Origin of the sequence: Mameliella sp. MMSF_3455 (genome assembly GCF_030733205.1) — a bacterium.
In the GTDB taxonomy this organism is placed as follows: domain Bacteria; phylum Pseudomonadota; class Alphaproteobacteria; order Rhodobacterales; family Rhodobacteraceae; genus Antarctobacter.
Genome location: NZ_JASHJL010000027.1, coordinates 60,500 through 74,301 on the forward strand (window position 1 = coordinate 60,500; position 13,802 = coordinate 74,301).

Sequence of the window (13,802 nt, forward strand, 5' to 3'; positions counted from 1 at the left end):
CAAAAGACATGAAACACACGTTCATCAACACGATCGCCGCCGCTGCACTGGCCGTCTCGGCCACATTCGCAAGCGCGGCGGAACAGGTGACCTACCTGTTCCCGGCGCCGGACTTCCTGCCGGCCTTCGCGCCTTTCCAGCTTGCCAAGGGCAAGGGCTATTTCGAAGAGGCCGGCCTGGACGTGACTTTCCGGGTTGGCAAAGGCGGCGCGGACGTGGCGACGCAGGTCGCACTGGGCAACGCAGATCTGGGCGGCGGCATCGGCGACACCTCGATCATCGTGCGGGCCAATGGCCTCGACATTCGTGGCGTGGCGCTCCTGGGTGGCCGCGGGTTGACCCAGCTGGCTTGGCGGGCCGACAGCGGCATCACCGGTCCGGCCGATCTCAAGGGCAAGTCGGTCGGCGTTCTGTCGTTCCAGGACACAACCTATTACAACCTGCTGGGCGTGCTTGCCTCTGTCGGGCTGACCAAGAATGACGTCGACATCCAGGCCGTCGGCCCCGGTGGCATCATCCAGCTGTCCATCGCCGGAAACCTCGATGCCTTTTCCGGCGTGCCGGAGTGGATCGCCGCCGTCGAAGGCGCGGGTGTCGAGATGAAACAGATGCCGGTCGACACCGTCTTTCCCGCCATGGCGCAGGCCATCATCGCCTCGGACAAGACCATCGCGGAACGCCCCGAGATCGTAAGCGGCTTCGTGAACGCGGTCCTGAAAGGCATTCGCGACATCCAGGACGATCCCGAACAGGCCGCCAAGGACTACGTCAGCTTCGTTCCGCAGCACAGCGGCAAGGAGAAGATGGTCGAGGGCGTGATGCGGGCCTACGCCTCGCTGATCTACCCCGAAGGCGAAAACCAGCCGCTGGGCACCTTTGACCCCGAACGGATCAAGGCTGTCCAGAGCTTCTACGTCGACCGTGGCATCGTGCGCAGCGCCGTGCCGATCGAAGACCTCTACACCAATGATTTCGTGAAATGACCGACGCAACCCAGATCCAGGCCGGGGCAAAAGCCCCGGCCCAAGGGACCCGCCCGACCAAACCGAAATCCGCAACCGGGAGACCAAGCATGGCGCAGCGCCACATGACAACGATCGTCAGCCTGACATTGCTGGCCCTCGTGCTGCTGGCCTGGGAATTCCTGCCGCCGGCGCTGGATGTCCCCCGCTTCATCATCCCCACGCTGAGCGACTGCCTGGCCGAATTCCAGCGCATGTGGGCCTTCGAGGGGCTCTGGACGCATATCGTTTCGACAGCGCTCTACACGGCGCTCGGCTTTGCCATCGGCAGCCTGCTGGGCGCGGTCCTGGGCTACCTGCTGGGCATGTCCGCCTTCTGGGAAAAGGTCCTGTCGCCGTACATCCTGGCGCTGCAGATCGCGCCCAAGGTCGCCTTTGCACCCCTCTTCATCATGTGGTTCGGCTACAACTCGATACCCAAGCTGCTGGTGACCGTGCTGATCGTCTTCTTTCCGGTCCTCGTAAACGTGCTGCAGGCGATGCGCACCGTAGACCGTGACCTGATCAACCTGGCCCGGGCCTACAACCTCTCGCGCCTTGGCATCTTCTGGAAGATCGAGATGCCCTCGACCGTGCCTAACCTGATGGCCGGGCTGCGCATCGCCTCTACCCTGGCCGTGATCGGCGTGACCGTGGGCGAACTGGTGGGCGGCAACACCGGCCTCGGCTTCCTGATTTCCTACGGTGGCGGACAGGCAAATGCCGCGATGGTCTTCAACGCCATCATCTTGCTGACCGTGATCGGCTTCGTGCTCTACTCGGCCCTCGTGCGCATCGAAGAGCGTGTTCTCCATTACCTGCCCAAAGCCCACGGCTGAGCGGCGGACGCATTCCCAAGGGAGTATGATAATGACTGCCATCGACAAGAAAGCCCTAATCGAAAAGCGCGTGAACGAAGGTCTGCGCGGCCAGTGGTACCCGGTTTGCAAATCGGTCGAGGTGAAGGCCTCTCGCCCCTATGGCACCAAGCTGCTGGGTGACAAGATCGTGCTGTGGCGCGACGGGTCGGGCAAGCTGCGCTGCATCGAGGACTTCTGCCCCCACCGTGGCGCGCCGCTGTCCTACGGCGAGGTGCACGAGGGCCACGTCGCCTGCCGCTATCACGGCGTGGTCGTGAACGGCGACGGCGTGGTGGTCCGGGTGCCCGCGATGCCCGAATGCGCGCTGGAAGGCCGCAAGGCGGTCAAGTCCTTCGAAGTGACCGAGGCCAACGATGCGGTCTTTGTCTACGTTCCTTCGGTCGACCGTCCCGAGGCGCCGGAACTGGTGATGCCCGACGTCATGAGCGACGACGCCTGGTCGGGGTTCCTCTGCACTTCGGTCTGGGAGTCGAACTACCGTTACGCGCTCGACAACCTCGCTGACCCGATGCACGGCTGCTACCTGCACGCCGAGAGCTTTACGCTTGCCTACGGGTCCAAGCAGGACCTGATGAAGCTGGACAAGACCGACAACGGCTTCCGGATCGAACGTGTCGGCCAGACCGGCGAGAATTTCGACTGGACCGAGTTCGAGGTCTACCCGGCCGACATGTTCTGCTTCCTCGAGATCCCCTATCCGCCTGCGGCGGGGCCGGGGGGCGTGTTCCGCATCATCGGCTTCGTGACTCCGATGGACGAACACACCACCAAGGTCTTCTTCTGGCGGATGCGGCAGGTCGAGGGGATGGCGCGCGAAAGCTGGCGTTTCCTCTACCGCGCCAAGATGGAAAAGACCCATTGGGACGTGCTGGAGCAGGACCGCGTGATGCTGGAAGGCATGCCGGACGACGCCCGCAAACGCGAGATGCTGTATCAGCATGACCTCGGCGTCAGCCGTATCCGCCAGATCCTGACCCGCGCCGCCAAGGCGCAGGTCGAGGCGGAACTCAAGCAGGACAGCGTGGCGGCAGAGTGATGATGCTGCAAGGACGTCATATCCTGCTGACCGGCGCGGCGCGGGGTCTGGGGGCGGAAATCGCCCGCTGCCTCGCGGGCCAGGGGGCGGAACTGATCCTGGCGGACATCGCCGAGGAGGAGGGCCGTGCCACCGCCAAGGAGGTTGGCGCGCGCTTTCTGCCCGTCGACCTGGGTGATCCGGGGTCTATCACGGCGCTGGCGGCCTCGGTCGGCAAGGCCACGGACGGCAAGCTGCACGGTCTGGTCAACAACGGCGCGATCGCCACCGGCATCGGTGGCATTGGCTTCGAAGAGATCGAGATCGACAGTTGGGACCTTGTGCAGCGTGTGAACGTGCGCGGCACCTGGCTGATGACCCGTGCCGCCGCGCCGATGCTGCGCGCATCGGGCTCGGGCCGGGTGGTCAACGTGGCCTCGGACACCGCGCTCTGGGGCGCGCCGAACCTCATGTCCTACGTCGCCAGCAAGGGGGCGGTCATGGCCATGACCCGCTCGCTGGCCCGAGAACTGGGCAAGGACCGCGTGGGTGTCAGCGCCGTGGCGCCGGGCATCCTGACCACCGAGTCGACCGACTACGTCCCCGAGGCACGCCATCGCCAGTATTCCGACGGCCGCGCCGTTCCCGGGCCGCAGGCGCCCGAAGAGATCACCGACGTTGTGGCCTTTCTGCTGAGCGAAGGCGCGCTGACGCTCACCGGGCAGGTGCTGCCCGTCAACAACGGGTTCGTGTTCAAATGACGGGCTGGGAAACGAACACCGTTTCAGGGATCGAATACTTCGAACGTCCGGGAGAGGGCGAGCCGCTGGTGCTGTTGCATGGCATCGGATCGCAGGCCGGCTCTTTCTCGCCGCTGCTGGATCACATTGGCGCCGGGCGCCGGGTGATCGCCTGGAACGCGCCGGGCTATGGTGGCTCTGCACCGCTCGAGATGGCCTGGCCGCTGGCCAGCGACTATGCCCGCGCGCTGGAAGGTTTCTGCGATGCGCTCGGACTGCGCCGGATCATGTTGGCGGGGCATTCGCTGGGCACGCTGATGGGCGCGGCCTTTGCCGCAGCGCACCGGGACCGGGTCAGCCGGCTTGTCCTTGCATCGCCGGCTTTGGGGCACGGGGTGCCGCGGGGTGGCGGCCTGAGTTCCGCCGCCCAGGCGCGGATCGACGATCTTCAGCGTCTTGGAGCCGAAAAGTTCGCGGCCCTGCGCGCCGCACGCCTCGTACATGATCCCGACGCCAATCCGGACCATGTCGCCCAAGTTCAGGCCGCCATGTCGAGGGTCACGTTGCCCGGCTATGGCCAGGCCGCGCGGATGCTGGCCTCGGGCCGGCTGCTGGACGATGCCGAACGCCTGATGGTGCCGACCGACGTGATCGTCGGCGCCGGTGACCTGGTCACGCCCCCTGACGGTGCCCGCCGTGCCTTTTCCGCGTTGCATCGCGCCGCGGAGGGCCGCCTGACCATCGTGCCTGACGCCGGGCACGCGCTTTACCTGCAGGCCCCCGCGGCATTCGCCGCCGCGCTGGCCCCGCACCCCGAGACAGCCGGTTGACCGGCGGAACGAAGGAGGAAACCCGATGAGCGAGACCCAGATCCGCACCGGCAGTCTACGCGGCATCATGATGCGCGGCCCGGGATTGGCGGAAACCTTGCCCTTCTACGAGGACATGTGGGGCCTGAAACTGGCCCATAGCGACGACGGCATGGCGCTCTTGCGCGGGACCGGAACCGAGCCATTTCTCTATGGCCTGACCGAGGGCGATGTCTTTGGCATAGAATATGTGCATTTCGCCATGCCCGACCGTGCACAAACCGACGCGCTGCACGCGCAATGCGTCGCGAGGGGGGCGCAGGTGCTGGGCGCCCCGGCGGACTTCGACGACTGGGCCGGCGGCTATGGCTTCGAGATCCTCGATCCGGACATGCGCCGCCTGCGGTTCCGCACCGAGGCCCGGCAACTGCCCGAAGAGCCGGACTGGTCCAAGCCGAAAAAGATCAGCCATGTGGTGCTGAACACGCCGGACATGGAAGGCGTGCAGGCCTGGTACGAGAACGTGCTGGGGTTCCGGACCTCGGATTACTCTGCCGACCAGATGGTATTCCTGCGCTGCAACACCGATCACCATTCGATCGCGCTGGTCCGTGCGCATTATGCCAGCGTCAACCACGTCGCCTTTGAATTGCCGACCATCGACGAATTCATGCGGGCCATCGGCCGGATGAAGCAGAAGGGCCATGTGCCGACCTGGGGGCCGGGCCGTCATGGACCGGGCAACAATCCGTTTGCCTATTTCGTCTCGCCCTCGGGCTTCGTGATCGAGTTTACCTCGGAACTGCAACAGATCGACGAGACCACGCACGAGGCGCAGGTCTGGCCGCGCGACAATCCCGAACTGATGGACCGCTGGATGACCGCCGGTCCGCCCACACCGGCGCAACGCGCGGTGATGCAAGGGCGGCCCGATCCGGGATGGCCGGAACTGGCACGACGCGACCGGGGGGCAGCGGAATGAATTTCGGATACGACGGCTCGGTGGCGGTTGTCACCGGCGGATCCTCGGGCATCGGGCTGGCGACTGTGCGGGTGCTGCTGGGATCGGGCGCCAAGGTTGCGCTTTGTGCGCGCAACGCCTCGCGGCTGGAGGACGTGGCCAGCGTGTTGCGCCGCGACTACGGCGAGGATCGCGTGTTGTCCCGTGCCTTCTCGGTGCTGGACGCGGACGACGTGACCGGATTTGCCGACGAGGTGCAACAGACCTTCGGCCGCTGCGACCTGCTGGTGAACAATGCGGGGCAGGGGCGTCTTTCGACCTTCGCCGAGACCAGCGACCAGGACTGGCGCGACGAATACGAACTCAAGATCTTCAGCCAGGTGCTGCCGATCCGGGCCTTCCTGCCCATGCTGCGAGAGGCGCAGGGCGCCATCGTCGCGGTGAATTCCTTGCTGGCGTACCAGCCAGAGCCGCACATGGTCTGCACCTCATCGGCCCGGGCCGGCGTCCAGAACATGCTGAAATCGCTCAGCGTCGAGTTGGCGCCGCATGTGCGGGTGAACTCGGTTCTCATGGGGTTGATCGAATCCGGACAATGGACCCGCCGCTTTGCCGCGCGCGAGGATCAAAACGTCAGCCGCGCCGACTGGTACGGCGCGCTGGCCGAGAAGAAAGGCATTCCGATGGGCCGTCTCGGCGACCCCGAAGAGGCCGCCAACGCGATCGCCTTTCTCGGCTCGCGCGCGGCCAGTTACATCACCGGCGCCCAGCTCGACGTTTCGGGCGGGCTGGCACGGCACATCTAGGGAGATGGGTATGAAACACGAACAAATTCAGCAGACCGAGACGGTCGGCGATTTCATTGCCCGCTATCTGGCGGATGTTGGCGTCACCACCATGTTCGGGGTCATTTCGATCCACAACATGCCGATCCTCGACGCGGTGGCGCGCCAGGGGCGGATCCGCTTTGTCCCGGCGCGGGGCGAGGCAGGCGCGATGAACATGGCGGACGCCTATGCGCGGGTTTCGGGCGGTTTGGGCGTCTGCCTGACCTCCACCGGGACGGCGGCGGGCAATGCCGCCGGCGCGCAGGCCGAGGCGCTGACCGCCGGCAGCCGCGTGTTGCACATCACCAGCCAGGTTGACCTGGCCTATGCCGACCGTGATCGCGCGGCGATCCACGACGTGCCGCGCCAGCCCGAGATGCTGCGCGGGGTGTCCAAGGCGGTCTACCGCATGTGGGATGCCAATGGCGCCGTTGGCGCCTTGACGGCGGCCGTCTCCTCGGCGCTCTCGGCCCCCAGCGGTCCGGTGTCGCTGGAAATCCCGGTGGATGTGCAACGCAGCCTCGCGGCACCGCAGGGCACGCAGTTCGCCCCGGTGCCGGTGGTGCCCCGCGTATCCGACGCGGTAATCGAGAAAATTGCCGATCACCTGAAACAGGCCAAGCGTCCGTTGATCTGGCTGGGCGGCGGTGCCCGTGGCGCCGTGGCCGAGGCGACGGAGCTCATGCGGCGCGGTGTGGGCGTCGTTTCCTCGACCAACGGTCGCGGCGTGGTGTCCGAGGAAGAGCCGGGCACGCTGGGTGCCTTCAACATGGGGCCGGAGGCAGTCGAGCTGTACCAGAGCTGTGACCTTATGATCGTCATCGGCTCGCGCCTGCGCGGCAACGAGACCCGCAACAACGAGATGCCTCTGCCCAAGCCTCTGATCCAGATCGACGCAGATGCCTCGCAGGGGGGGCGCAACTATCCGGTGGACCTCTTCGCGCATGGCGATGCAGCGGACACGCTGGCACGCGTGCTGGAACTTTTGCCCGCGAAACTGGACACCGATCCGAACCTTGGCTTCGACATTGCCAAGGCGCGCGCCAAGGCCGAGGGCGCGCTGCGCGACCGCCTGGGCCATTATTCCTCGGTGGCGGATACGCTCAGCGCCAAGGTTGTCGAAGGCGGCCATGCCTGGGTGCGCGACGTGACGATCTCGAACTCGACCTTCGGCAATCGGTATGTCCGGCTCAGCGAGCCAACGCAGGGCGTGCATGCGCTGGGCGGCGGCATCGGGCAGGGTGTTTCGATGGGGATTGGCGCGGCGTTGGCCTGCACGGAAGGGCGCAAGGCGATCACCCTGCTGGGGGATGGCGGCACGATGCTGGGCCTTGCCGAGGCGATCACCGCCGTCGATGAAAAGGCGCCGCTGGTCTATGTCCTGATGAACGACCAGGCCTATGGTGTGATCCAGAACATCCAGGACGCGCAATACGACAGCCGCCGGCACTATTCGGCGATCCGCGTGCCCGAGTTCGGGACATTCTGCGCCTCGATCGGCCTGCCGCACCGCAAGGTCAGCGCGCTGGACGAGTTCGAGACGGCGCTGGACGACGCGCTGGCAGCCGAAGGACCCCAGCTGATCGAGGTGGACATGATCGCCATCGGTCCCTTTGCCGAAGCCTTTGCAGGGCCGCCCGCCGGTGCCGCGCAGAAAGAGGACTGACCGCATGCGGCTGGGACTGATCGGCTTTGGCAACATCGGCGCCACGCTGCTGGGCCTGATGCAGGAGGCGGGGCTTGCCCCTGCGCATCTGGCTGTTCTGGTGCGCCCGGGCCGCGAGGCCAGCGTGCCGGCGACGGCGGGGGCGGTCGTGGTGACCACGGCCGAGGCGCTGCTGGCCGAAATGCCCGATCTGATCGTGGAATGCGCGGGGCACGCGGCTGTGTCCGAACACGGGCCGGTGGTGCTGCGTGCAGGTGTGGACATGGTGCAGGTTTCGGTCGGCGCCATGTCGGATCCCGCGCTGGAGGCCCGGTTGCGCGCAGCGGCGCAAGAGGGCGGGGCGCGGATCGTCCTGCCCGCGGGCGCGGTCGGCGGTCTGGACCTGTTGTCGGCGCTCTCTGCAACAGGCGAGTTGCAAGTCACCTATCGCGGCATCAAGCCGCCCAAGGCCTGGGCGGGGACGCCTGCCGGGGAAACGTTTGACCTCGATACCCTGACCACGCGCGAGGTCTTTTTCCGTGGATCGGCGCGGGATGCCGCGCGCGCCTTCCCCAAGAATGCCAACGTCGCGGCGGCGCTGGCCCTGGCCGGGGCCGGTTTCGAGGACACGCAGGTCGAGCTGATCGCGGACCCGGAAGCGCCGGGTAACGTGCATTCTTACGACGTGCGCTCGCCCGTGGCGAATTACACGATGGAAATCCAGAACCTGCCCTCGGCGGGCAATGTGAAAACCAGCGTTTCAACGGTCTACTCGGTCCTGCGAGAGATCCGGAACCGCATGAACCCAGTGGTGATCTGATGAACATGATGGACACGACACTGCCGGACGGACGGCTGTACCTTGGCGGCACCTGGCGCGAGGGTCGGGGCGCCGAGATCACGTCGGTATTCCCGGCGGATGGCTCGGTGAACCGCGTCCTGCGCGGCGCATCCGCCGCCGATGGCGAAGAGGCGATTGCCTTGGCCAGGGCGGCGCAGCCCGCCTGGGGGGCGCTGAAACCCTTTGAGCGGGCGCGGGTCCTGTACCGCATCGCCGACGGGATCGAGGCGAACACCGGACGGATTTCGCGCATCCAATCCCGCGACACCGGCAAGACGCTGACGGAAACCGCGGCGCTTGCGGCCTCGGCGGCGGGCACCTTCCGCTATTTCGCCGCCGTGGCCGAGACGATGGACGACGATCTGACGGCACGGCGCGGCACCGCGATGACCCTGTCGGTGCATGAACCGCTGGGTGTCGTCGCCGCCATCACGCCGTGGAATTCGCCCATCGCCTCGGATGCGCAGAAAGTGGCGCCGGCACTGGCAGCGGGCAATGCCGTGATCCTGAAACCCGCCTCATGGTCGCCGCTGACGGCGCTGGAACTGGCGCGGATCGTGGATGAGGCCGGATTGCCCAAGGGGTTGTTCTCGGTCCTGCCCGGTTCGGGGCGGGAGATCGGCAACCTGCTGGTGGAACATCCCGACACCGCCAAGGTCAGCTTTACCGGTGGTACCTCGACGGGGCGGACCCTGGCGCGCAAGGCGGCGGAAAAACTGATGCCCGTCAGCCTGGAGCTTGGTGGCAAGTCACCCACCATCGTCTTTGCAGATGCGGACATGGATCTGGCGATTGCCGGGATCCTCTTCGGCATTTTCTCGTCCTCGGGGCAAAGCTGCATCGCGGGATCGCGCCTGTTCGTCGAACGCTCGATCTACGACGGCTTTGTCGAGCGGCTGGTCGCGGCGACACGCGCGCTGAAAGTGGGCCACCCCTTTGAGGCGGGAACGCAGGTGGCGCCGCTGATCCACATGGACCACCGGGCCGAGGTGGCGGACCACGTTGCCCGGGCGCTGGACGAGGGGGCGGAACTGCTTTGCGGCGGTGCCGCGCCCGAAGGCGCAGACTATGCAGCGGGCAGCTACTACCTGCCCACCATCCTTGCGGGGGTCGACAACACGGCGCGCATCTGCCGCGAAGAGGTCTTTGGCCCGGTGCTGGTCGTCATGCCCTTTGACGACGAGGCCGATGTCATCGCCCAGTCGAACGACAACGACTACGGGCTGGCCTGCGGGATCTGGACGCGGGACTTTCCGCGCGCCTGGCGCATCGGTAGCGCAATCAAGGCGGGCACAGTCTGGCACAACACCTACAAGCAGTTCTCGATCTCGACGCCCTTCGGCGGCGACGGGGACAGCGGCATCGGACGCGAGAAGGGCCGCCAGGGCCTGCGCGCCTACATGACGCAAAAGAGCTTTTACACCGATCTGAGCGGTGCGCCCCATCCCTGGGCCGGCGCCGCGCTGGAGGCGACATGAGCGGCAAGATCGCAATCGTGGGCGCCGGACCGTCAGGCTGTTACCTGGCGCAGGCGCTGCTGAAGAAGGCGCCGGATCTGCAGGTCGACCTCGTCGACCAACTGCCTGTGCCCTACGGGCTGGTCCGCTACGGCGTGGCGGCCGACCACCAGGGGACAAAGGGCGTTGCTCGTCAATTCGCGCGCGTCTTCGAACGGCAGGGCGCACGTTTTTTCGGCAACGTGGCGATTGGCCGGGACGTGACACTGGACCAGTTGCGCGCGGCTTATGATGTCGTGGTGCTGGCGGCGGGACTGTCGGCGGATCGAAAGCTGGGCGTACCCGGCGACGATCTGCCTGGTGTCTATGGCGCGGGGCGGCTGACCCGCGCCCTTTTCGAGCATCCCGAGGCCGAGGACCTGCCCGATCTGGGCGCACACCCCGTCATCGTCGGCAATGGAAACGTGGCCATCGACCTGCTGCGGCTGCTGGCCAAGGCGCCCGATGAACTCGACGGTTCGGACCTGGGCGAGGGGCCGAGCCGCTGGCTGGCCGAAAGCGGGATCGAGACGATTACGATTACCGGGCGGTCGCCCGCCGCGCGGGCCAAGTTCGACGCTGTCATGGTCAAGGAACTGGCCAAGCTGTCCGATGTCCGGATCGAGGTGGTCGGCGCCGGTGACAGCGACGACGCGACCGAGATGAAGACTCTGGAGGCGCTTTCGGCGATCCACGGACACGGGGCCGGGGCCAAGCGGATCACCTTTCGGTTCGGCCTGACGCCGAAGGCGGTCGAGGGGGAGGGCCGGGCACAAGCCGTGCGCTTCGCCTCGGAGACGGGCGAAGAGGTCATCCCCTGCACATCCGTCCTGACCGCCATCGGGTTCGAGGCGGCGCCGGGCCTGCCGCGCGATGTGCTGATCTCCGAGGCCACCGACACCGAAGCGGGGCGGCTTGCGCCCGGACTTTTTGCGGCAGGATGGTTCCGGCGGGGCCCGCGTGGCACGATCCCCGAGAACCGCGCCGATGCAAAGGCGCTTGCATCTGTCATCCTCGACGGCCTTTCTGCCGATCCGTCGCGCGTGGGGTGCGAGGTGTTCGACGGGCTGGACAACATCGTCGATTATGCCGGCTGGTGCCGGATCGACGCCGCTGAGACAGAGGCCGCGCCCGAGGGGCGCTGCCGGACCAAACTCGCCACCCGGGAGACAATGCTCGGGGTTGCAGGAGCAAGGGAGACGACCAAATGAAGATCACCATCCTTTACGGCACCGAAACCGGCAACGCAGAAATGCTGGCCGAGGACATCCAGTCCGAGATCGAGGCTGACCACGAGATCGCTATCTCGAACCTCGAGGATTTCGCGCCCGGGGAGTTCGATGCGGAGTGCTTTTACCTGCTGGTCTGTTCGACCTATGGCGATGGCGACCTGCCGGCCTCGGCCCAGCCCTTTGCCGATGCGATGGAGGCGGAAAAGCCCGACCTTGGGGCGATCCATTTCGCGATCTTCGGCCTTGGCGACAGCGAATACGACGAGACCTTCAACCACGGTCCCAAGAAGCTTGCGGAACTGATGATCGCGCATGGCGCCCACCAGGTGGGGGAACGCGTGGCACACGATGCCTCTGGCAGCGACATGGCCGAGGATCTGGCTTTTCCCTGGGCCGAGGCCGTCATCGCCGAAGTTTCGGAAAAGTTGGGCGAGGCAGCCTGATGACCCCTGCGGAACTGCGCGAAAGGCTCGTCGCCCCCTGGCGGCACGGCGAACATGCCGATCTGAGCGGGGTGACTTGCGAAGGGCGGCTGGACCTTTCTGGCTGCGAGGTGGCCGGCTTCGATCTTTCCGGGGCCCGTTTCCCCGAGGGGATAGACGCACCAGGCGCACGCTTCCTCGGGCTCAGCTGGTTGCGGGACGTGCGGTTTGGCGGGCGCGCGGATTTCAGCGGCGCGGTTTTCCTGAACGACGCCCGTTTCGAAGGTGCCCGGTTCGACGGTGCGGCACGGTTCTCGGGGACTGAATTCAGGGGGATCGGCAGGTTCGACGGCGCGCGCTTCGCGGCGGGGGCGGATTTTTCCGGCGCCGTGGGCTATGGCAACTGCTCGCTGGCGCAGGTGTCCATCCAGGGCCCGGCGAACTTTCGGGACAGCGAATGGCTGGGCGGTTTGTGGTGTCAGGACGCGGCACTGCCTGCGGATACCGACCTGGCCGAAACCCAGGTGCACGGGCGCCTCTGGCTGCGCGGGGCGCGGCAGGGGAACGGCGCGCTGCAACCGGCCGCTTTCGGAATGTCCTTCGGCTATACCTATGTCTGAGACCGGGGGCGCGTTGCCCGCGCGCCCCTATATCTGTTCCGAGGCCCAGCCACGATAGCCGAGCGCCTCGGAAATCTCTCTCGCCGCGGCTTTCAGCTCCGTTTCGATCTGGCCGACCTGCGGGCTGTCCGCCGCAAAGGCGCTGACGTGACCGGTCACGTTGATGGCCGCGATGGCGCGCCCCTGGTGATCGTAGACGGCGACCGCCGCCGACCCGATCTCGCGTTCGAAATTCGCCACGCTCCACGACATGCCGCGTGCCCGGTCCTCGGCCAGTTGGTTCTCGAGTTCCTCGAGGCTGGTGCGGGTCTTGTTCGTGTAGGCCTCCAGCGGATGCGCACTGTACAACGCCCGCAGATCCGCCGAGGACAGTTCCGCCAGCAGGATGCGCCCGATTGTCGTGGCATGGGCGGGCAGATGTGTGCCCTCGCGCACTGTGCTGGCCAGGTGCGAGTTGGGCGTCTCGCGCGCGAGATAGATGATATCGTGCCCTTCTCGTATGCCCAGGTGTGCAGACAGTGCGAGACGGTCGACCAGCTTGGCCAGGATCGGCCGGGCCGTGGGGATCAGGCCGCGTTCGTTCAGCGCCTCTGTCGCTAGGGCGATCAGACCGGTCCCAAGGCGGTATCCCCCGTCGTCGGGCAGGGTCTCTATGATGCGCTCCGCCTCGAGCGTGGCCAGAAGGCGGATCAGCGTCGTGCGGTTGATGCCGATGTCCTTGGCCGTCTTGCTCATGTTGCGACAGCGATTGCCGGCCGCGATATGGCGCAGAACCGCAAGAGCCCGCACCACGGGCGGGACAGAGTAATCAGGATGGGTCTTGGCGTCGCTGTCGTTCGGCATGCAATCCTCCCCGGCGCGGTTGTCCATATATGAACGCGTAGCGCACTTCATGAGCAGATGTCGACTGGGGATTTGATCAGAGAAGGCTTGGTTTCGACGACCAGCCAGCGTCCTTGGGTCTTGTGACGGCCTATCCGGTCAAACTTCAGGAAAGGGCAGGGGTTGGGTGAGAAGGTGGTGAGAGATTAAGCCGGGCCGGGCGAGTGTCCCCGACGGGCGTCAGATCCTCCAGGCCGGAGTGGATTCGTCCCAAAGAGGCTCTCTTGCAGGCGCGGAACGGTCGGGCAGGGCGCCATATGGCAACAAACCGGTTCGTTGGTTTCATGTGGGTCTGTGTAAGTATCTGTATTCAGGGCGTTTCCAAAGAAATGCCAAAAAAATCGGTCTTTCTTCAAAAAACTGCTTGCGGGTTTGGATTGGTAACCGTAAAAGCCCCTTCACCGGCGGCGCTGAGGCGCACGACGGGACG

General features: G+C 66.0%; 14 protein-coding genes. 13 read left to right on the plus strand and 1 reads right to left on the minus strand.

What is annotated here, in order from left to right; translation table 11 throughout:
* Positions 1 to 8: 8 nt before the first annotated feature.
* The 13 genes from RBB42_RS18445 (at position 9) to RBB42_RS18505 (ending at position 12,490) form a co-directional block, all read left to right on the plus strand.
* Positions 9 to 983: an ABC transporter substrate-binding protein gene (locus RBB42_RS18445; RefSeq protein ID WP_305970980.1), complete on the plus strand. Its 975-nt coding sequence runs from the start codon at positions 9 to 11 to the stop codon at positions 981 to 983.
* An 89-nt stretch (positions 984 to 1,072) separates the two neighbouring features.
* Complete coding sequence (locus RBB42_RS18450) at positions 1,073 to 1,840, plus strand: ABC transporter permease (RefSeq protein WP_305970979.1); 768 nt, start codon at positions 1,073 to 1,075, stop codon at positions 1,838 to 1,840.
* 31 nt (positions 1,841 to 1,871) lie between these two features.
* Complete coding sequence (locus RBB42_RS18455; protein WP_305970978.1) at positions 1,872 to 2,918, plus strand: Rieske 2Fe-2S domain-containing protein; 1,047 nt, start codon at positions 1,872 to 1,874, stop codon at positions 2,916 to 2,918.
* Between the two features lie 2 nt (positions 2,919 to 2,920).
* Positions 2,921 to 3,658 (plus strand): SDR family oxidoreductase, encoded by a 738-nt coding sequence (locus RBB42_RS18460; RefSeq protein ID WP_306043747.1) that lies wholly within the window; start codon positions 2,921 to 2,923, stop codon positions 3,656 to 3,658.
* Complete coding sequence (locus tag RBB42_RS18465; RefSeq protein WP_305970976.1) at positions 3,655 to 4,467, plus strand: alpha/beta fold hydrolase; 813 nt, start codon at positions 3,655 to 3,657, stop codon at positions 4,465 to 4,467. The genes RBB42_RS18460 and RBB42_RS18465 overlap by 4 nt, the downstream gene beginning before the upstream one ends.
* 25 nt (positions 4,468 to 4,492) lie before the next feature.
* A complete protein-coding gene (locus RBB42_RS18470; RefSeq protein WP_305970975.1) occupies positions 4,493 to 5,428 on the plus strand; it encodes a VOC family protein in 936 nt (311 codons plus the stop codon).
* Positions 5,425 to 6,213, plus strand: coding sequence for an SDR family oxidoreductase (locus tag RBB42_RS18475; protein WP_305970974.1), 789 nt, complete (start codon positions 5,425 to 5,427; stop codon positions 6,211 to 6,213). Before RBB42_RS18470 ends, RBB42_RS18475 begins: the two co-directional genes overlap by 4 nt.
* A gap of 10 nt (positions 6,214 to 6,223) precedes the next feature.
* Positions 6,224 to 7,900, plus strand: coding sequence for a thiamine pyrophosphate-binding protein (locus tag RBB42_RS18480; protein ID WP_305970973.1), 1,677 nt, complete (start codon positions 6,224 to 6,226; stop codon positions 7,898 to 7,900).
* A 4-nt stretch (positions 7,901 to 7,904) separates the two neighbouring features.
* Positions 7,905 to 8,699: an aspartate dehydrogenase gene (locus tag RBB42_RS18485; protein ID WP_305970972.1), complete on the plus strand. Its 795-nt coding sequence runs from the start codon at positions 7,905 to 7,907 to the stop codon at positions 8,697 to 8,699.
* 5 nt (positions 8,700 to 8,704) lie between these two features.
* On the plus strand, positions 8,705 to 10,198 hold the full coding sequence (locus RBB42_RS18490) for an aldehyde dehydrogenase (protein ID WP_305970971.1): 1,494 nt from the start codon (positions 8,705 to 8,707) through the stop codon (positions 10,196 to 10,198).
* Positions 10,195 to 11,427: an FAD-dependent oxidoreductase gene (locus RBB42_RS18495; protein ID WP_305970970.1), complete on the plus strand. Its 1,233-nt coding sequence runs from the start codon at positions 10,195 to 10,197 to the stop codon at positions 11,425 to 11,427. Before RBB42_RS18490 ends, RBB42_RS18495 begins: the two co-directional genes overlap by 4 nt.
* Entirely contained in the window at positions 11,424 to 11,891 is a 468-nt protein-coding gene (locus tag RBB42_RS18500; protein WP_305970969.1) for a flavodoxin domain-containing protein, read from the plus strand. The genes RBB42_RS18495 and RBB42_RS18500 overlap by 4 nt, the downstream gene beginning before the upstream one ends.
* On the plus strand, positions 11,891 to 12,490 hold the full coding sequence (locus RBB42_RS18505) for a pentapeptide repeat-containing protein (RefSeq protein WP_305970968.1): 600 nt from the start codon (positions 11,891 to 11,893) through the stop codon (positions 12,488 to 12,490). Before RBB42_RS18500 ends, RBB42_RS18505 begins: the two co-directional genes overlap by 1 nt.
* Positions 12,491 to 12,517: 27 nt before the next feature.
* On the opposite strand, the gene RBB42_RS18510 is transcribed toward RBB42_RS18505, so the two are convergent.
* Entirely contained in the window at positions 12,518 to 13,333 is an 816-nt protein-coding gene (locus RBB42_RS18510; protein WP_305970967.1) for an IclR family transcriptional regulator, read from the minus strand.
* Between the last annotated feature and the right edge of the window lie 469 nt (positions 13,334 to 13,802).

What these genes read in the sequence shown, in the direction of transcription:
- RBB42_RS18470 (WP_305970975.1), top strand. Translation starts at nt 4,493, where the DNA reads ATGAGCGAGACCCAGATCCGCACCGGCAGTCTACGCGGCATCATGATG.
- RBB42_RS18485 (WP_305970972.1), top strand. Translation starts at nt 7,905, where the DNA reads ATGCGGCTGGGACTGATCGGCTTTGGCAACATCGGCGCCACGCTGCTG.
- RBB42_RS18510 (WP_305970967.1), bottom strand. Translation starts at nt 13,333, where the DNA reads ATGCCGAACGACAGCGACGCCAAGACCCATCCTGATTACTCTGTCCCG.
- RBB42_RS18505 (WP_305970968.1), top strand. Translation starts at nt 11,891, where the DNA reads ATGACCCCTGCGGAACTGCGCGAAAGGCTCGTCGCCCCCTGGCGGCAC.
- RBB42_RS18460 (WP_306043747.1), top strand. Translation starts at nt 2,921, where the DNA reads ATGCTGCAAGGACGTCATATCCTGCTGACCGGCGCGGCGCGGGGTCTG.
- RBB42_RS18500 (WP_305970969.1), top strand. Translation starts at nt 11,424, where the DNA reads ATGAAGATCACCATCCTTTACGGCACCGAAACCGGCAACGCAGAAATG.
- RBB42_RS18495 (WP_305970970.1), top strand. Translation starts at nt 10,195, where the DNA reads ATGAGCGGCAAGATCGCAATCGTGGGCGCCGGACCGTCAGGCTGTTAC.
- RBB42_RS18455 (WP_305970978.1), top strand. Translation starts at nt 1,872, where the DNA reads ATGACTGCCATCGACAAGAAAGCCCTAATCGAAAAGCGCGTGAACGAA.
- RBB42_RS18465 (WP_305970976.1), top strand. Translation starts at nt 3,655, where the DNA reads ATGACGGGCTGGGAAACGAACACCGTTTCAGGGATCGAATACTTCGAA.
- RBB42_RS18490 (WP_305970971.1), top strand. Translation starts at nt 8,705, where the DNA reads ATGATGGACACGACACTGCCGGACGGACGGCTGTACCTTGGCGGCACC.
- RBB42_RS18480 (WP_305970973.1), top strand. Translation starts at nt 6,224, where the DNA reads ATGAAACACGAACAAATTCAGCAGACCGAGACGGTCGGCGATTTCATT.
- RBB42_RS18450 (WP_305970979.1), top strand. Translation starts at nt 1,073, where the DNA reads ATGGCGCAGCGCCACATGACAACGATCGTCAGCCTGACATTGCTGGCC.
- RBB42_RS18445 (WP_305970980.1), top strand. Translation starts at nt 9, where the DNA reads ATGAAACACACGTTCATCAACACGATCGCCGCCGCTGCACTGGCCGTC.
- RBB42_RS18475 (WP_305970974.1), top strand. Translation starts at nt 5,425, where the DNA reads ATGAATTTCGGATACGACGGCTCGGTGGCGGTTGTCACCGGCGGATCC.